This is a genomic window from Vibrio sp. 14N.309.X.WAT.E.F5 (assembly GCF_030397615.1).
GTDB lineage: Bacteria > Pseudomonadota > Gammaproteobacteria > Enterobacterales > Vibrionaceae > Vibrio > Vibrio lentus.
The window spans coordinates 26,792-43,646 of the sequence record NZ_JAPNXR010000006.1; the positions used below are offsets into that span (position 1 = coordinate 26,792).

Annotated in this window: 16 protein-coding genes; 10 read left to right on the forward strand and 6 right to left on the reverse strand. The window is 45.4% G+C overall.

The annotated features are described in order from the left end of the window. The first annotated feature begins 76 nt into the window (after positions 1-76). From OW495_RS08900 to OW495_RS08915, 4 genes are all read left to right on the forward strand, one after another. Positions 77-661, forward strand: a complete 585-nt coding sequence (locus OW495_RS08900) for a septation protein A (protein WP_289886058.1) — start codon at positions 77-79, stop codon at positions 659-661. Positions 662-855: 194 nt separating this feature from the next. Continuing rightward, the gene (yciA, locus tag OW495_RS08905) at positions 856-1,254 is read left to right on the forward strand and encodes an acyl-CoA thioester hydrolase YciA (RefSeq protein WP_017061510.1); all 399 of its coding nucleotides are present in this window, start codon (positions 856-858) and stop codon (positions 1,252-1,254) included. A gap of 194 nt (positions 1,255-1,448) precedes the next feature. Next, complete coding sequence (locus OW495_RS08910; protein ID WP_102278111.1) at positions 1,449-1,745, forward strand: YciI family protein; 297 nt, start codon at positions 1,449-1,451, stop codon at positions 1,743-1,745. Between the two features lies 1 nt (position 1,746). Continuing rightward, positions 1,747-2,142, forward strand: coding sequence for a GspS/AspS pilotin family protein (locus tag OW495_RS08915; protein WP_017105190.1), 396 nt, complete (start codon positions 1,747-1,749; stop codon positions 2,140-2,142). Between the two features lie 106 nt (positions 2,143-2,248). Here OW495_RS08915 and metE read toward each other — a convergent pair whose 3' ends face one another. Further along, positions 2,249-4,597 (reverse strand): 5-methyltetrahydropteroyltriglutamate--homocysteine S-methyltransferase, encoded by a 2,349-nt coding sequence (metE, locus tag OW495_RS08920; RefSeq protein ID WP_289886063.1) that lies wholly within the window; start codon positions 4,595-4,597, stop codon positions 2,249-2,251. 278 nt (positions 4,598-4,875) lie between these two features. Here metE and OW495_RS08925 point away from each other — a divergent pair, with 278 nt between their 5' ends. Beyond that, positions 4,876-5,787 carry a LysR substrate-binding domain-containing protein gene (locus OW495_RS08925; RefSeq protein ID WP_017111000.1) on the forward strand — a complete coding sequence of 304 codons (912 nt, stop codon included), beginning with the start codon at positions 4,876-4,878 and terminating at the stop codon, positions 5,785-5,787. A gap of 168 nt (positions 5,788-5,955) precedes the next feature. Here OW495_RS08925 and OW495_RS08930 read toward each other — a convergent pair whose 3' ends face one another. After that, positions 5,956-6,156, reverse strand: coding sequence for a DUF4250 domain-containing protein (locus tag OW495_RS08930; protein ID WP_017105187.1), 201 nt, complete (start codon positions 6,154-6,156; stop codon positions 5,956-5,958). Between the two features lie 132 nt (positions 6,157-6,288). Continuing rightward, positions 6,289-6,969: a hypothetical protein gene (locus tag OW495_RS08935; protein ID WP_102295765.1), complete on the reverse strand. Its 681-nt coding sequence runs from the start codon at positions 6,967-6,969 to the stop codon at positions 6,289-6,291. Between the two features lie 238 nt (positions 6,970-7,207). On the opposite strand from OW495_RS08935, the gene OW495_RS08940 reads away from it, so the two are divergent. Then, a complete protein-coding gene (locus OW495_RS08940; RefSeq protein WP_289886068.1) occupies positions 7,208-9,607 on the forward strand; it encodes a YgiQ family radical SAM protein in 2,400 nt (799 codons plus the stop codon). A 125-nt stretch (positions 9,608-9,732) separates the two neighbouring features. Here the strand turns inward: OW495_RS08940 and OW495_RS08945 are convergent, their stop codons facing one another. The 3 genes from OW495_RS08945 to OW495_RS08955 are packed head-to-tail and all read right to left on the reverse strand — an operon-like array spanning position 9,733 to position 12,687. Beyond that, on the reverse strand, positions 9,733-10,197 hold the full coding sequence (locus tag OW495_RS08945; protein ID WP_289886070.1) for a GtrA family protein: 465 nt from the start codon (positions 10,195-10,197) through the stop codon (positions 9,733-9,735). Next, positions 10,184-11,671, reverse strand: a complete 1,488-nt coding sequence (locus tag OW495_RS08950) for a glycosyltransferase family 39 protein (protein ID WP_289886072.1) — start codon at positions 11,669-11,671, stop codon at positions 10,184-10,186. Before OW495_RS08950 ends, OW495_RS08945 begins: the two co-directional genes overlap by 14 nt. Continuing rightward, positions 11,668-12,687, reverse strand: a complete 1,020-nt coding sequence (locus tag OW495_RS08955; RefSeq protein ID WP_289886073.1) for a glycosyltransferase family 2 protein — start codon at positions 12,685-12,687, stop codon at positions 11,668-11,670. The genes OW495_RS08950 and OW495_RS08955 overlap by 4 nt, the downstream gene beginning before the upstream one ends. 125 nt (positions 12,688-12,812) lie before the next feature. Between OW495_RS08955 and OW495_RS08960 the strand changes: the two genes are divergently transcribed. The 4 genes from OW495_RS08960 (at position 12,813) to OW495_RS08975 (ending at position 16,798) form a co-directional block, all read left to right on the forward strand. Further along, entirely contained in the window at positions 12,813-13,490 is a 678-nt protein-coding gene (locus OW495_RS08960) for a response regulator transcription factor (protein WP_029225702.1), read from the forward strand. After that, on the forward strand, positions 13,487-14,785 hold the full coding sequence (locus OW495_RS08965; RefSeq protein WP_289886077.1) for a HAMP domain-containing sensor histidine kinase: 1,299 nt from the start codon (positions 13,487-13,489) through the stop codon (positions 14,783-14,785). Before OW495_RS08960 ends, OW495_RS08965 begins: the two co-directional genes overlap by 4 nt. 127 nt (positions 14,786-14,912) lie before the next feature. Then, complete coding sequence (locus OW495_RS08970; protein ID WP_289886079.1) at positions 14,913-15,842, forward strand: 1-aminocyclopropane-1-carboxylate deaminase/D-cysteine desulfhydrase; 930 nt, start codon at positions 14,913-14,915, stop codon at positions 15,840-15,842. A 218-nt stretch (positions 15,843-16,060) separates the two neighbouring features. After that, positions 16,061-16,798 (forward strand): dienelactone hydrolase family protein, encoded by a 738-nt coding sequence (locus OW495_RS08975; RefSeq protein WP_289886080.1) that lies wholly within the window; start codon positions 16,061-16,063, stop codon positions 16,796-16,798. The last annotated feature ends 57 nt before the right edge of the window (positions 16,799-16,855 follow it).

The window sequence follows — 16,855 nt, forward strand, 5'->3', positions numbered from 1 at the left end:
TGTCTCGGGCTATTTAGCATCGAGGCAATTTTGGTTAGACTGTCTGCAACTCAACTAACTGGATACTCAGTGCCACATGAAGCAAATTCTTGATTTCATTCCTCTCATTATTTTCTTTGCGCTTTACAAGATGTACGACATCTACACGGCTACCGGTGCATTGATTGTTGCTTCCGCAGTACAAATCGTTTTGACATACGTCATCTACAAGAAAGTAGAGAAAATGCAGATCATCACATTTCTGATGGTTGCCGTATTTGGTGGCATGACCATCTTCTTGCATGACGACAATTTCATTAAGTGGAAAGTAACCATCGTTTATGCATTGTTCGCTATCGGCCTGACCGTCAGTCACCTAATGGGCAAGTCAGCGATTAAAGGCATGCTGGGTAAAGAGCTCTCTCTTCCGGAAGCGGTGTGGGGCAAGATCAACTGGGCTTGGACTCTGTTCTTCACATTGTGCGCAATCCTCAATGTTTACGTTGCTTTCAACCTGCCTTTGGATGTGTGGGTCAACTTCAAAGTGTTTGGCTTACTGATCGCTACTTTTGCATTTACCTTGCTGACAGGTGTCTACATCTACAAGCATCTACCAAAAGATCAGCATTTGCCAAAAGAACAGCAGAAAGAGTTAACGGATAAAAATACCGACGAGAAGTAACCCTTAGGGATGAGTCCCCATCCCCTTTTTGATACAATTATTATCAATATGCGATTTAACAGTGGCCAATGATACTCGTGATCATTGGCCACTGATTGTTTGTGTTCGGTGAATACGTTAAAAAACGCCCACCGCGAGTCCCGTAAACACATCTATTTAAATTTAAAACAATCAATACCATTAAGAGTACAACAATGACTATTCAATCAACTTTGAACCCGATTGGTTCTTTACTTCTTCGCACTTTGGCGATGCCCTCTGATACCAATGCAGCAGGCCAAATATTCGGTGGTTGGATAATGTCTCAACTGGATCTGGCTGGCGGAATATTGGCTAAAGAGATCTCAAACGGAAAAATAGTCACCGTGTCAGTATCAAGCATCGAATTCAAACAGCCAGTGTCGGTTGGCGATGTAGTCTGTGTTTATGGCGACTGCACCAAGATTGGCCGCAGCTCTATGAATATCGACCTAGAGGTATGGGTTAAGCCGGTACTTGATCACGGCATCGGAGATCGTTACAAGGTATGTGGCGCGACATTCAACTACGTTGCTGTAGACGAAAGCGGTAAACCTCGCCCAATCAACAAATAGTACTTTCGACAACTCTATCGTACTGTAAGGTCTTTAGTCATTTCGATTAAAAATGCTAAAGACCTTCTCACTCTGCCGCACCATTTCACAATTTCTTATCATTAGCTCTTCCAATACCCATTAGTTCGCGTAAATTAGCCAGATAACTAATTTAATCGCTCTAATTCAGTGAAGTAACATAAGGATATCTCAACATGTGGTACGTGATTTTTTCTCAAGACGTCGAAAATTCATTAGAAAAACGCCTAAGTGTTCGCCCACAACATCTAGAACGCCTACAAACACTTCACGATGAAGGTCGACTTCTAACAGCAGGTCCAATGCCAGCTATCGATTCAGATAACCCTGGTGAAGCGGGTTTCACGGGTTCTACTGTGATCGCTGAGTTCAACTCTTTAGAAGACGCACAAGCATGGGCTGACGCAGACCCGTACATTGATGCTGGCGTCTACCAAAACGTCGTTGTAAAACCATTCAAGAAAGTATTTTAACGTGAAAAAATGGATTATTGGCTCACTGGCAGCGGTTCTGCTTGCAGGCTGTGCTTCAAGCGAGCAAGACAAACAAAGACAGCTTGAAATGATGGCGCAGCACCGTGCGGGCGTTTTATCTGCAGGACTGCCGATTGAGTATGGCCCACTGTCAGTCATGCGTGTGCTTGCGAAAAACACCGTGATAGAGATCATGATGATTTACAACCAGGATGCAAAAGGTGCTAAGCCTTTAAACCAAGTTGTAGATATGAGTGTGAATAGCTACTGCACCAACTCAGAAGTAAGAGCAAACCTAGACATGGGCTTGGCTTACAACATCAAGATTCGCAACACTCGTGGACAATTGATGGTTGAGAAGCTGATCAGCAAAGATACTTGCCAGAGCAGCAGCTAGATTCGATATTCGAACAAGCATTAAACAAAAAGGCCTCGCATTTACGAGGCCTTTTTTGTAGTTCATCGTGGATTAGCGGGTAATCAAACCCTAGCGTTAGTTAAGCTTAAACTTCTGCTGATTCCCACTCTTTACGCAGTGTCTTAGTCGCCGAAACTAAGTTAGTTAGTGCGGCTTCTGTCTCTGCCCAGTTACGAGTCTTTAATCCACAATCTGGGTTTGCCCACAAACGTTCTGCTGGGATTTTTTCTGCCGCTTTCTTAAGTAAATCCACAATCCACTCTTCTGAAGGAATGTTTGGCGAGTGAATATCGTAAACACCGGGGCCAATCGCATTCGGGTAGTTGAACTCCTCAAACGCTTTCAGCAGTTCCATGTTCGAACGAGAGGTTTCAATGGTAATCACATCGGCGTCTAGCGCAGCCACTGAATCAATGATCTCGTTGAACTCGCTGTAACACATGTGCGTGTGGATCTGAGTCTCAGGCTTGGCACTCGCTGCTGAAATCTTAAAGGCATCCACTGCCCACTCTAAATATTCGGCATGGTCACGCTTTTTCAGTGGCAAACCTTCGCGAATAGCAGGCTCATCAATTTGAATAATGTTAATACCTGCGTCTTGCAAATCCGACACCTCATCGCGCAGCGCAAAAGCCAATTGATTGGTGATCTCTTTGCGTGAGATATCTTCACGTGGGAATGTCCAACATAAGATAGTGACAGGCCCTGTGAGCATGCCTTTCATCTGCTTTGAAGTCAGAGATTGAGCATAGGTAGACCATTCCACTGTCATCGGCTTTTCACGCTCAATATCCGCAACCACAATCGCTGGCTTCACACAGCGAGAGCCATAGCTTTGTACCCAACCAAACTTGGTGGTTTGAAAGCCTGCTAGGTTTTCTGCGAAATACTCCACCATGTCATTACGCTCAGCTTCACCATGCACAAGCACATCCAAATCGAGTGCTTCTTGACGTTTGACCGCATCCGCGATGTGGCCTTTTAGTGCGTTGGTGTATTCCGCTTCACTCAATTGACCAGTGCGGTAAGCACTACGCTGAACTCGGATCTCACCTGTTTGTGGGAATGAACCGATCGTTGTTGTTGGTAACAACGGTAAGCCGAGAACTTCAGACTGATGCGCCGCACGTTCTGCATAAGGCGCACTTCGCTCTGCTAGCGCTTTCGTGATGGTATTAAGGCGCTCTTGTACCTGAGGCTTATTCACATGAGTCGCGCTCTTACGAGCAGCAATTGGTTGGCTGTACGTCTCACACGCTAAAATGGCATTATGATCGCCATCTAACGCAGCCCCCAATAAACTCACCTCGGTCACTTTCTGCTTCGCGAAAGCAAACCAACTCTTCACTTCTTCGCTGAGCGAATCTTCTAACTCCAAATCTACCGGGCTATGCAGCAAAGAACATGAACTAGCCACCCACAGTTTGTCTCCTAGCTTCTCTTTCACTGGCTGTAGTCGCTCCAGCTGCGTGGCCAAATCAGCTCGCCACACATTACGACCGTTAATCGCCCCTGCAGAAAGCACCCAATCTTCCGGTAACTTGTTTACCACTTCATCAAGTTGCTGCGGTGCTGCAGCCAAGTCGATGTGTAAGCCGTTGACAGGCAGTTCTACGATTTTATCTAGCGTGTCAGTCACCGAATCAAAGTAAGTGGTAAGCAGCAGCTTTACATCGCCTTGAATCACTTGATAAGCCAGTTTGAATGAATCTACCCACTTAGTTTCAAGTTCCAGAGAGAGAATGGGTTCATCGATTTGAACCCACTCAACACCCAGCTTAGCGAGTTTTGCCAAAATAGCTTGGTAAGCGGTAAGAAGACGTGGAAGTAGAGATAAGCGGTCAAAGTCCTCTTCTACTTCTTTGCCTAAGTACAAGTAAGAGAGTGGTCCAAGAAGTACAGGCTTAACTTTGTGTCCTGCTTTTATCGCTTCGTTCACTTCATCAAACAGTTGCGGCCAACTTACTTCAAAAGAGTCATCTTTGCTGAACTCAGGAACAATGTAGTGATAATTGGTGTTGAACCACTTGGTCATGTCAGAAGCAGCTGAACTGTCTTTTGTGACATCATTCGACGTATGCGTACCACCGCAGCAAGTAGATTGAACTTGAGATTGACCACGACCAACTCGGAACAAGGTATCTAAATCTGGGAAAGCTTTTTCATCTTCAGAACCACCAGCATGACGCTTAGGTACATGGCCTAAAAGTAATGTCGTTGTTAGAACATGGTCGTACCATGCGAAGTCACCCGCAGTTGCAAAGCTAAGATTCGCGTCGGTTTGTACATTCCAGTTACGATTTCTTAGCTCGCTGCCAAGCTGCTTAAGCTCTGATTGGTTAATCTCACCACGCCAGTATTTTTCTAGTGTAAATTTAAGTTCGCGTTTTTCACCGATGCGTGGGTAGCCAAGAATATGCGTTGTTGTCGTCATGAGTCTGTTCCTTATTCGATAATTTTAATTTCCGGTCAGACTGCCTGTGATGATTTCATTTTTTACAAAGGCGTCTGGATGGCTAAACTATCGCCTTAATCCGATCTATGGACAACGTCCAAATATTCATCTTGTTTATTAATAATATTCATCTTGAATCATCCAAAGATGAACAGATTAAATCCATCTGGACATCTAGACGTTTACAAGAGAGAAAAAACACCGTAGGGTGATTATTAAGAAATATTGAATTGGCTTAGGGAATATGAGGAATACTCATGATAGAGCTTAAACACCTTCGAACATTGACCACCTTGAGAGACAGCGGATCGCTTACCGCAACTGCGACTTCTCTTCATCTGACTCAGTCGGCGCTTTCGCATCAATTGAAAGACCTTGAGGCTCGTATTGGCGGTCAGCTTTTCCTACGAAAAACTAGGCCCGTAAAGTTCACCTCTGAGGGTGAGATCTTGCTTAAGCTCGCAGATGAGATACAACCACGAATCGCCAAAGCAGAGAACGAACTCGCGAGCCTGAAAGAGGATGTGAATGGCCGATTGCACATGGCGATCGAGTGTCACTCCTGCTTCCAATGGTTAATGCCCGCTTTGAAGGAATACCAAGTTGCTTGGCCAAGCGTGACCCTAGATTTCTCGTCAGGGTTTGGCTTTGAACCTTTACCAGCTTTGATGGCCGGGGAATTGGACTTGGTGATCACCTCAGACATTCAGCCGCGTTCAGAGGTCCATTACGAACCGCTCTTTGATTTTGAAATGCGTTTAATCACCGCCATTAACTCCCCTTTGGCAGAAAAGCCAAGCATCGATCCGCAAGATCTTAGCGATATCACGATGCTCTCTTATCCAGTTCAAAAGCAGCGTCTTGATGTTGTGAAGCACTTTTTGCAACCGGCAGGCGTAGAGCCTAAGAAATGGAAACAGGCAGACAACACATTGATGTTGGTGCAGATGGTATCAGCAGGTCTAGGGGTTGCAGCCTTACCTAATTGGGCGATCAGTGAGTTTTCAAGACAAGGGTTAATCGCCAGTAAACCATTGGGCAACGGGCTTTCAAGACGATTGTTTGCTGCGGTAAGAAACTCTGAGAAAGACAAACGTTATCTGCAAGCTTTCTTTAGTACGGCAAGGCAGCAGAGTAAGAGTCACCTAGATGGCATTGAAGTTGTTTAACGGTATTTATTGTTAAGTTAAATGAACCTGCACTCGACATTAGATACAAGCTTCACAAGCAAGAGTCAGAAACAAAAAAGTCACAGATTATCTGTGACTTCTTTATTACCAATACCGACAACAGGCAATAAGTGTTAATTCGCGATAGAAGAAACTCTCATTGTGAGCTTATCTTGAGTAAGACTTGAACTGATTCGTCAGTGGGTCGTATTGATAGCCAAGCATATCGAGCTTACCGACGACACTTTCTATATCCATTTCATACATGCTGACCAGCTCTTCAAAACTATCGCATTCCAAACGAAGCTTTTCGTTGACGATCCCGAGCAAGATAATGCTATCGAAACCTTTGACGTTGCTTAAATCCATCCTGAACTCCTAACGAACACACGATTAGAATTAAGTTTAGAACGCTTACCAGTCCCATGCTTAAAAACAGATCACACTTCTTTCGCTACCACGGATTTAATCAACTAAAAGTTTCGCGAGCTCGGCAACCTCTTACAACGCCCAAACCGGTGTTAAGCCAATCACTGACGCTAATAACATCAGCAATGCTATCGTTAACTGCACCTTCTCAGGTGTTTTGGCAAACAGTAAATGCCAACACCAAACCACGATAGAAGAGATAAGCAAAGCAAAGCTAAACAACAAGGTTGAAATAACAGGTTCTAGTTGCGCCTCAGACAGTGAATAAACGTTAATCACGGTCGCCAACACCACCAGCATACCACTTAATACGCCCACGACAGGCAGAACGCGGTGAAATGCTTGTAAGCGCGTTCTTGCGATAGTCAGCAGTAAATGTCCGAAAGAAGCACCCAGTAAAGCCACCAACAACACAGTAGCGATAATACCAACTGGGTTTACCTGTTCGCTTGCTTGAATAGCAACGTATGACAGCGCCAAACCACACGCAAGATACATCACCCAGATAGGGCCTGAGTCACGTGTCTTCTTAGTTTGAACTTGCGAATAGAAGTAAAAGATAGCGAATACGATCAGAAACGCTTCAATTCTTAATGAAGCAACAGCAAGCCAAAGCACGCCAATCGCAGGTAACATCTTGTGAATACGGCCACGTTGACCAGGGCAAATATCACCCTTCACTAAGATTAAAGTTAAGATCAGTTGGGCTCCTAATAGCATGGGAGCAAATTGTACTAATAATGATTCGACCATTGTGGATCTACTTATTCAGACTTATTTTCGCGAATAATATCAAAAACTGCCCCGAACACTAATCAAAATCACAAATTAGCGACACGACTCAACGCTTCTACTATGCTGTTTTATGGTGTGGCGGGTGGACGTTAGCGGCTGGATCCAGAAAGACACCAGAACTAACAGGGGCATGTTCTACTGGCTAGTCTAGCCTCATGCCGCTATAATTCCCGCCTCAAAAATCAGAGGTTGAAATATGTACAGCGATATCACTCCTATTCACGAACACAAAAAATACTGGGCCGAGTGCTACGGAACAGCACCCTTTTTGCCTACCAGTAGAAAGGAGATGGATGCTCTTGGATGGGATAGCTGTGACATTATTATTGTAACTGGTGACGCTTATGTCGATCACCCGAGCTTTGGTATGGCTATCATTGGCCGTTTGCTTGAAGCTCAAGGTTTCCGCGTGGGCATCATTGCTCAACCAAAGTGGGACAGTAAAGATGCCTTCATGGAACTGGGTAGACCTAACCTATTCTTCGGCATCACTGCGGGTAACATGGATTCCATGATCAACCGCTACACCTCTGATCGCAAACTTCGTCACGACGATGCTTACACACCAAACAATGAAGGTGGTAAGCGTCCTGACCGTGCAACTCTGATTTATTCTCAACGTTGTCGTGAAGCTTACAAAGGCACACCAATCGTTCTTGGTGGCATTGAAGCAAGCTTACGTCGCGTTGCGCACTACGACTACTGGTCTGATAAAGTTCGTCGCTCTGTATTGTTTGATGCAAAAGCAGACATTCTTCTTTTCGGTAACGCTGAGCGTGCACTGGTTGAAGTCGCACACCGAATTGCCGACGGCGAAGATATGTCAACGCTGACAAATATTCGCGGTACTGCAATCAACCTGCCTGCAGCGCCTGAAGGTTACAAAATTATCGATTCTTCTCGTATCGAAAAACCGAACAAAGCCTACGTTCCGGTTAACCCGTACGAAGTAGAAACGCAGTGTGATACCAAGAAAGATGAAAAAGAAGAAGTAAAGGCGCAGCCAATTACGATTCGTCCTTCTCGTCACGATGCAAAAACAACCGCGGTTCGTATCCCTGGTTTCGAAAAGCTCAATAACGACCGTATTCTTTACGCTCACGCTAGCCGTATTCTGCACCTAGAGACTAACCCGTATTCGGGCCGTGCTCTTATTCAACGTCACGGTGACCGCGAGCTATGGGTAAACCAAGCGCCAATTCCTCTTGCAACTGAAGAGATGGATTACGTGTTTGGCCTTGCGTACAAGCGTGTTCCTCACCCGATGTATGGCAAAGCAAAGATTCCTGCATACGACATGATTAAAACTTCGGTTAACATCATGCGTGGTTGTTTTGGTGGTTGTTCTTTCTGTTCAATCACAGAGCACGAAGGTCGTATCATTCAGAACCGTTCGAAAGAATCGATCTTGGATGAAATCGAAGATATTAAAGATAAAGTACCTGGCTTTACCGGTACTATTTCTGATTTGGGTGGTCCAACGGCGAACATGTATCGCCTAGGTTGTTCTGATCCTAAAGCGGAAATCAACTGTCGTCGCCCATCATGTGTGTTCCCTAAAATCTGTGAAAAACTGAACACAGACCACCAGCACACCATTGACCTTTACCGCTCAGCGAGAAAGGTTCCGGGTATCAAGAAAGTGATGATCGCGTCAGGTGTTCGTTATGACCTTGCGATTGAGTCTCCAGAATACGTACGTGAGCTTGTAACTCATCACGTTGGTGGTTACTTAAAGATTGCTCCAGAGCATACTGAAAAAGGCCCTCTGGATCTGATGATGAAACCGGGCATGGGAACTTACGATCGTTTCAAAGAGATGTTCGAGAAGTACAGCGCTGAAGCTGGTAAGAAACAGTACCTAATTCCTTACTTCATCTCTGCTCACCCGGGCACTGAAGATGAAGACATGCTTAACCTTGCGTTGTGGCTGAAAAAGCACAACTACGAGTGTGACCAAGTACAGAACTTCTACCCATCGCCAATGTGTAATGCGACGTCGATGTACTACTCAGAGACCAACCCTCTGAAGCGCGTGAAATACAAAAAACGTGAAGATGTTCCAGTGCCTAAAGGTGATCGTCAACGTCGTCTGCATAAAGCACTGCTTCGTTACCACGATCCTGAGAACTGGAAGATCATCCGTGAAGCACTGATCAGCATGGGCAAAAAGCACCTAATTGGTGATAAAGCGAACTGCTTAGTCCCTGAAGAAGATTTTGAAGCTCAGACACCGGCACAGCGTCGTAAGTCTGGTCGTCACGGCTCACAACGTTTCGCAACTAAGCACAGTAAAGCTCAACCGGGTCTTGGCGGCGAAAGCCCACGTAACCATTCTAAGCCAGGTGGCAATAAGCCTAAACCGGGTGGTAAGAAGCCAACAGGTAGCCAAAACAACCGCAATCAGGGCAACGGAAAGCAGAACGGTAATGGAAATAAACCAGCGACTGGCTTCATCAAAAAAGCCCCTGCTAGCCAACAATCGCAAGGCAACGGCGGCGGAAATGGCAAGCCAAACCGCAGCAAAGCGGGTAATGGTCAAGGTGGTAAACCTGCAAGTAATGGCAAGAATCGCCAACGCGCAACACAGCGTTAATATAGCGACTTCATTTACTTGATTATCATAAAAATACAAAGCGCAGCTATTTAGCTGCGCTTTTTTGTACCTGTTACAAATGAACTACCCAAAGGTTTCACTTGGTTATGTGATTACAAGGGATTCTAGCGGGTAAAGACCCAATATTGACTAAACAGATAGTTAGTGACCATGCCTACCAAGATACCAACTGCCATGGCAATAAACACTGCCCCAGTAAACGCAGGCAGTAATTCAGTCATCAACTTAAAACATAGTAAATTAGGTACTGCCGATATCGACGCTGAGAACATGAACTTTTGCCACTGAATCAATTTTTGAGACCAATTACCCTGCCCTTTGAACCCAAAAGTCAGCACACGATTACCAAACCACGTTGTCGTTGCGGCTGCAATGAAGGAGCCAATTCGCGCATTCATTAAAGGCAACCCAATAACGTAATGGAGCAATGCAAACACAAAGCAGTCAACAACAAACCCGCCAACACCAACCACTGCGAACCGAACCATCTTGTGATGGGACTGAAGCCTTTGGCTTTGTGTATGAAGCTTGTTATTGATCATTCGCAGCCCTGAGTTAACGCTGAACATCACTTTCACTTCGAATGTGACTCAACGACAAATTTGGTTTGATGTTTTGGCTATGACAACTGAATAAAGCGCGCTTTACTTTGACCGTCGGTTCCAAAATACACGTTAATGCGTTGTCTTTGATCTTGATTTCGACTTCGGCTCTTTTACCAATCAAATAGAACTTGTCGATGCCATCGAGTTGCTCGATATCAAGTAGCTTCTTCGCTTGACCATGGCTATAAAATTGCCCAGAGAACGGTCGCTTCCCTACATAAAAACTCGGTGATGAATCGGTGATCTGTTCGAAGATGATACGGTCGCTTTTCTCGTTCGCCTTGCCTAAGTTCAGGTAAACCATCGCGATCATCAATAAGACGGGTAGAACTAAAGCCACGCTCGAGAACCACTTCTTATCTTTTTCCACTACGAGTATAGCAACCAACAAACCAAGAGCTGGAATACCCGGTAACACGTAAGCAGGAAGAATATTGCCCGCCATAGTGAAAAGAATCAGAGGAGAGACCAACCAACACACAAGGAATGAAAACAAGCCGCGATTTTCAGTATTAATTTCTGCAATTTTCTTACGTCGAGCAAACGCTAGTATAGGCAACACAATCGACCAAGGGGCCGCAGCTTGAATCCAGAATATCCAGATCATGCCTCGTGTTTCATCATGAGCGGAGCCGTAAAGGTCCCCTTCCCAGCCACTCACAACAAAACGCTTAAAGTGTTCGCCAACGATAAAGTAATCAATGAAACCCGGCGTTGCCATTTCCGCCATGATGTACCACGGTAAGGCAATCGCCAACATCACGCCTAAGCCCGACAACAGTGGAAAGCGTTGCCACAACACTTTGAAAGCACCAAAGAAGCCATGCTGTAATACTAACCAAGGGAAAACTGCGATGCCCATGATAACAATCGCTACAGGTCCTTTTGCAAGCAAGCCTAGTGCTAAACCAATGAAACCAACATAACCCCAAGCTCGATTAGTCTTCGCGCTCCCTTCTGCCTTTGAACCCTCTCCTCCTAACCAACATAGGTAAAAACCTAACATGGCAATGGTCATCGCCAAGGTTAACGCGATGTCTGTCATCACAGCACCCGCCGCAATTGAGAAAATACCGCATGTCGCCAACACTACCGCGGCAACCAACGCACTTTGCCCTGTTCGTTTGGCCATGTAAGCCGTCAACAAAATCGTTACGACACCCGCTAACCAATGAGGTGCGCGAACCGCAAATTCACTCAAGCCGAACAACTCAATACCGGCCGCGCTCATCCATGTGAACAACGGTGGCTTACCCCAGAAAGGAATGCCGTAATCAAACTGAGGTGTTAACCAATTGCCTGTTTCCACCATCAGACGAGCCATTTCGCCATAGCGTGCTTCGGTGGTGTCCATTAACGGGTATGTCGCCAGAGATAAAAGCCTTAGAACCAATGCAAAAGCCAACAAGTACCATAAGTGCGTTCGGTTCAGGCTCATGCTGACTCCTCTAATTTAAAATGTGTTTTTAATGCAGGTGTATCGACCACCGATTGGATCAGATACAAAGGACGATTCTTGGTTTCAATGAAAATACGACCTATGTACTCCCCCATTAAACCAATACTCAGAAGTTGAATGCCGCCAAGGGCAAGTTGAACGACCATCATTGATGGGTAACCCGTGATCGGCTCACCAAACATCATGGTTTTGAACACGATGACCATCCCATACACAAAAGCTGTTAGGGCGACGAGGCCGCCGACTGCCGTTGCAATACGCAGTGGTCGAATAGAAAACGAGGTGATGCCATCCATCGCCAAGCCGATAAGCTTCAAGTAGTTCCACTTGGTCTCACCACAAAAGCGAGCGTCGCGCTTAAATTGGAGCGTCGCTTGTCGGAAACCCGGCCATGAAAAAATGCCTTTCATGTAGCGATTACGTTCAGGAAGTTGATTGATATGATCGACGACTTCACGGCTCAACAGTCTGAAGTCACCGACATTTTCAGGAACATCGATCTTCGCAGCCACGTTCATGACTTTGTAAAAACTTGCCGCTGAAAACTTCTTAAACCACGTTTCACCATCACGCTTGCTGCGCTGCATATTGACCACGTCATAGCCTTCACGCCACTTGGCGATCATTTGCGGAATCAGCTCCGGTGGATCTTGTAAATCAGCATCTAATAGGATTACGGCTTGTCCACGACAATGCTCAAGGCCAGCGCTCATGGCTGACTCTTTACCAAAGTTGCGGCTTAAACCAATGACCGAGATTGAACTATTGATTGAAGTGAATGAACTCACCAAGTCCAAGCTGTTGTCTTTGCTGCCATCGTCGACATAAACAATCTCACTTGTGATCGGCAAGCTATCGAGAACCTTAGTGAGGCGAGAGTGGAACTCTTCCAACACCTCTTGTTCATCGTAGAAGGGAACAATGATAGACAGAGATACTGCAGGATTGATCTGCGATGTAGATATCTTAGGGCGGCTAATATGAAGTTCAGACATAATACGTTCTTCTATTTTTTAATCTGGAGCCAATCTACCCTCCCATAAGTGAAAGTTATGTTATTGACATATTTTTCACGCTCACTCAGGATAATGTTACTGTCTATTTCTGTATGAGAATCAAAATGAAACGAGTTCTATTAGTCGAAGATAACCGTGAAATTGCAGGTGTCTTGTTTGATTATTTTGAGTGTATTGGCATGGAACTCGATTACGCGGACAACGGCGAACTTGGCTTGCAACTCGCGATGGATAACTCGTTTGATATCATCATATTGGATCTGATGCTGCCAAGAATGGACGGCCTAACGGTTTGCAACAAGCTAAGAGACCAAGGTAATACAACCCCGATCCTTATGCTTACCGCACTGGATAGCCGTGAAGACATGTTGAAAGGCTTTGAACACGGTGCCGATGATTACCTCACCAAGCCTTTTGATTTAGATATTTTGGAAGCCAGAATGAACGCGCTGGTTCGTCGTTACCGAGGAAAAGTAGCCTCTTCTAAGCTGCAGTTCGGCGAGCTCACCATCGACCAAAAAATCCGTAAAGCTTACCGACAAGATAAGCTTCTTGCGCTCAACCCAACCACTTACACCATCCTTGAGATGCTTTGCCAAAGCGCACCTGAAGTAGTCACTCGTGAAGATATCTCGTACAAATTATGGGAAGAAGACGAACCCAACAATGATGTGTTACGCAGTCACATCTATCAATTGCGTAATCAACTCGACAAACCTTTCGACACCCAAATGTTGATTACTGTCCCTAAAGTAGGATTCCGTTTGGAGTCATCGAATTGATTTCAAATGTTCTCTCCAGCACCAAAACCCTAACTGGCCGCTTAGCGGTTTTCTTTGGGTTAATGGCCGTGATTGTATCTGCATTCGTCTATGTGGTGTTTATTGCCGCACTGTATTTGTCTGAAGATCGTGTTGGGGAAAAGCGCATTCTTATCGATCGCAACTACGCGGTTGGCTTATTCCAATCTGGAGAAAGTGGTGAGATTCGCATTGATGATCTCACAGTGGCATACAACGATCTGGCTTACATTCCAAAGAAATACACTAAATATATAGAAGGAAAAGATAGCTTTCTGGGCGAAGTTGGCGATGAACCCGAATCACGCATGGTGTATGTCGGTGAATATTCTGATGAAGGGAAAACCCACCCAATCGTTCTGTTGTCTGAAATCGATCGTGTCGAGTTTGATATCTATGAATTGGTGTATGCGACGACATTTATGTTAACGCTTCTCTCAATTCTGATATTCAGCTTTGGGGCATTACTCTATAGACTCTCCAAGCGTTTGATTGAACCATTCAACTCGCTCTCCGCCCAACTGGAATCGAATAAACTCAACCTAAACGAAGAGTTTGGCGTGAGTGACGATGCGGCGGTGGAATTTCGTCAACTGACCGATCAACTCAATCAATATCGCCGAGAAATCAACTCCCTGCTCAAGCGCGAACAAGCCTTTGCTCGCTACTCAAGTCATGAACTGAGAACCCCGCTGACGGTCGCTCGCGGGGCAAATAAATTACTACTTCGCAGCGAAACAACCGAGTTTCAATCTCGCCAAGTTGAACGTATTGATGACGCCATTGTTCAAATGTCAGAAATGGTCGATGCCCTGCTTGGTCTCGTTCGTTACGAAAGAAACAGCGACGATGCACCGCTGCGCTTGTTCACCCAGCAAGAATTAGAGACTATCGTTTCGAAAAACTCGTTGCAGGCAAAAGAGAAAGAAGTCGAAATTGCCTTACAGATTCAATCAGAACCAACCATCCAAGCCACCAGTACCATCATGAATATGTTGGTCGGAAACTTATTGAGAAATGCGATTGCTGCGACCAATAGCGGCACCGTAACTATCACTCTTTCCCAAGACACTCTTGTGATTGAAGACCAAGGAGAAGGCCTTCAGGAACAATACAACCCAAATGGTCATGGGCTAGGCTTGTTGATTGTCGATGACTTGTGTCAGCGCTTCCATTGGGACTTTGAATTGTTCAATCGTAGCTGTGGTGGCTGCACCGCGAAAATCGCCTTTCAAACCGATTCACCCTTGTCCATCTCAGAGCAAGTAAACTCGTAGCACTAAGCTCAATATCCGACGAAAACTTGATTTAGTTGGTTTACAGCACTCGCTCGCTACTAGATACTCGTTGGCCCTATTTGATTTAAAAATGCTGGCTCTTTAGTCAGCATTTTGTCTAAGTGCGATGAAACTAAATAATAGCCCTGTAACTCAGCATCAATACAACGACCACACCTTTTTCTTAAAGCGTGACGACCAGCTTCACTCCCACTTTTGCGGCAACAAAGCCCGAAAATTCATGAAGCTGTTGGAAGATGAGCAACCAGAAATCACCACTTTGATCAGCTATGGTTCTGCTCAGGCGAACTCTCTGTTCTCACTCTCCGCACTCGCAAAGATCAAAGGCTGGACGCTTGAGTTTTACATCGACCACCTTCCTCAATGGCTACAAGAACGCCCTACCGGTAATTACCGTGGTGCGATTGACCTTGGGGCTAAGGTTATTTCAACCAAAGAGATGGGCTCTGAACTTCATCCACAAGAATATATCGAACAAGTAAGACAACCAGACTCACACTGCATTGTTTTGCCAGAAGGTGGCCGCTCTCAGCTTTCTGAATATGGTGTAAAACAACTGGCGATGGAAATACTCAGCTGGACGCGCTTCGAAAACAAGCACGATTTCGTAGTTGCACTGCCCGCTGGTACTGGTAGCACAGCGCTTTATCTTCATAAACATTTGAAGCTGCACAACATCCCGGTTTTAACCTGTGCATGTGTTGGTGGCAGTGACTACTTAACGCAGCAGTTCAATGAGCTTGGCGAGACCGATCACCCGCAGATATTACCACTCAAAGCCAAGCATCACTTTGGTAAGTTGTATCAGCAGGATTACCAAACTTGGTTAGATCTACAAGAGCAAACCGACGTGGAGTTCGACCTACTGTATGACCCATTAATGTGGCAATGCTTGGAACAATGGCAAGAAGACAACCCGACCAAAACCATCATCTACATCCATCAAGGTGGCATCTTAGGCAACGAGTCGATGTTGCCGCGCTATCAGCGTAAATATCCAGATATGTGCAGCAGCACGACCAACGCTTCCTGGTAATTACTCTCCTTACTTCTAACTTCAGCTATTTGAACTTCCGTTTTCTGAAAACAACGGCAAACAGCCATCACACTTCATGCGTGATGGCTGTTTACCCCCTTCCCCTTCAATCTTTACCTCCACCGTTACACTTCAAATTAGAGACGGAAATCTGGCGAGAATCATCGCGTTATCTATACTTTCGATTGGAACGTCACCGTCACCGAAAGGAATAACGCATGCGAACACTCACCACGCTAGGCTTGTTTTCAGTTTTACTGCCCTTCTCTGCAATTTCTGGAGAAAACGTCACTTATCAAGTCGACGGTATGGACTACGAAGGTTATTGGAGTGAAGCCAGTGATCAGGCTCCTTTGGTGCTGCTAGTACATGATTGGGACGGCTTAACGGATTACGAAAAGAAACGTTCTGAGATGCTAAATGAACTGGGTTACAACGTGTTCGCCATCGACCTATTTGGCAAAGGTATCCGCCCAACCGAAGTGAAAGATAAAAAACAGCACACGGGCGAACTGTATAAAGACAGAGAAAAAATGCGTGCGCTACTTAATGCAGGTGCAATGGAAGCCAAACGGCTTGGCGGCAACTTAGATAACAACGTGATGATGGGATACTGCTTTGGCGGAGCCGCTGTGTTAGAAGCTGCGCGTGCGGGGATTCCTTCGAAAGCTTATGTCACCTTCCATGGTGGTTTATCAACACCGAAAGACCAAGATTACTCTCAGACTAAAGCCCCTGTCGTCGTGTTCCATGGCACAGCAGATTCGATGATTTCAATGGAAGATTTTGGCAGCCTAGCAGCCCAACTCGAATCGACTAAAGTCCCGCATGAAATGATCACTTATAGTGGAGCTCCACATGCCTTCACAGTATTCGGATCTAATAACTATCAACATGAAGCTGACCAGAAATCGTGGGAACGCTTTACTCATGTGTTAGAAACCACCACTAGATAAGCAGCAACACTAAAATCAAATTAGCCTATGTTTAATGATAAACATGGGCTAATTCGT

Coding starts and splice junctions, on each gene's coding strand:
- OW495_RS08960 (WP_029225702.1), top strand. CDS start 12,813: ATGAAACGAGTTCTATTAGTCGAAGATAACCGTGAAATTGCAGGTGTC.
- OW495_RS08975 (WP_289886080.1), top strand. CDS start 16,061: ATGCGAACACTCACCACGCTAGGCTTGTTTTCAGTTTTACTGCCCTTC.
- OW495_RS08900 (WP_289886058.1), top strand. CDS start 77: ATGAAGCAAATTCTTGATTTCATTCCTCTCATTATTTTCTTTGCGCTT.
- OW495_RS08945 (WP_289886070.1), bottom strand. CDS start 10,197: ATGTTCAGCGTTAACTCAGGGCTGCGAATGATCAATAACAAGCTTCAT.
- yciA (WP_017061510.1), top strand. CDS start 856: ATGACTATTCAATCAACTTTGAACCCGATTGGTTCTTTACTTCTTCGC.
- OW495_RS08940 (WP_289886068.1), top strand. CDS start 7,208: ATGTACAGCGATATCACTCCTATTCACGAACACAAAAAATACTGGGCC.
- OW495_RS08925 (WP_017111000.1), top strand. CDS start 4,876: ATGATAGAGCTTAAACACCTTCGAACATTGACCACCTTGAGAGACAGC.
- OW495_RS08930 (WP_017105187.1), bottom strand. CDS start 6,156: ATGGATTTAAGCAACGTCAAAGGTTTCGATAGCATTATCTTGCTCGGG.
- OW495_RS08910 (WP_102278111.1), top strand. CDS start 1,449: ATGTGGTACGTGATTTTTTCTCAAGACGTCGAAAATTCATTAGAAAAA.
- metE (WP_289886063.1), bottom strand. CDS start 4,597: ATGACGACAACAACGCATATTCTTGGCTACCCACGCATCGGTGAAAAA.
- OW495_RS08955 (WP_289886073.1), bottom strand. CDS start 12,687: ATGTCTGAACTTCATATTAGCCGCCCTAAGATATCTACATCGCAGATC.
- OW495_RS08950 (WP_289886072.1), bottom strand. CDS start 11,671: ATGAGCCTGAACCGAACGCACTTATGGTACTTGTTGGCTTTTGCATTG.
- OW495_RS08935 (WP_102295765.1), bottom strand. CDS start 6,969: ATGGTCGAATCATTATTAGTACAATTTGCTCCCATGCTATTAGGAGCC.
- OW495_RS08970 (WP_289886079.1), top strand. CDS start 14,913: ATGAAACTAAATAATAGCCCTGTAACTCAGCATCAATACAACGACCAC.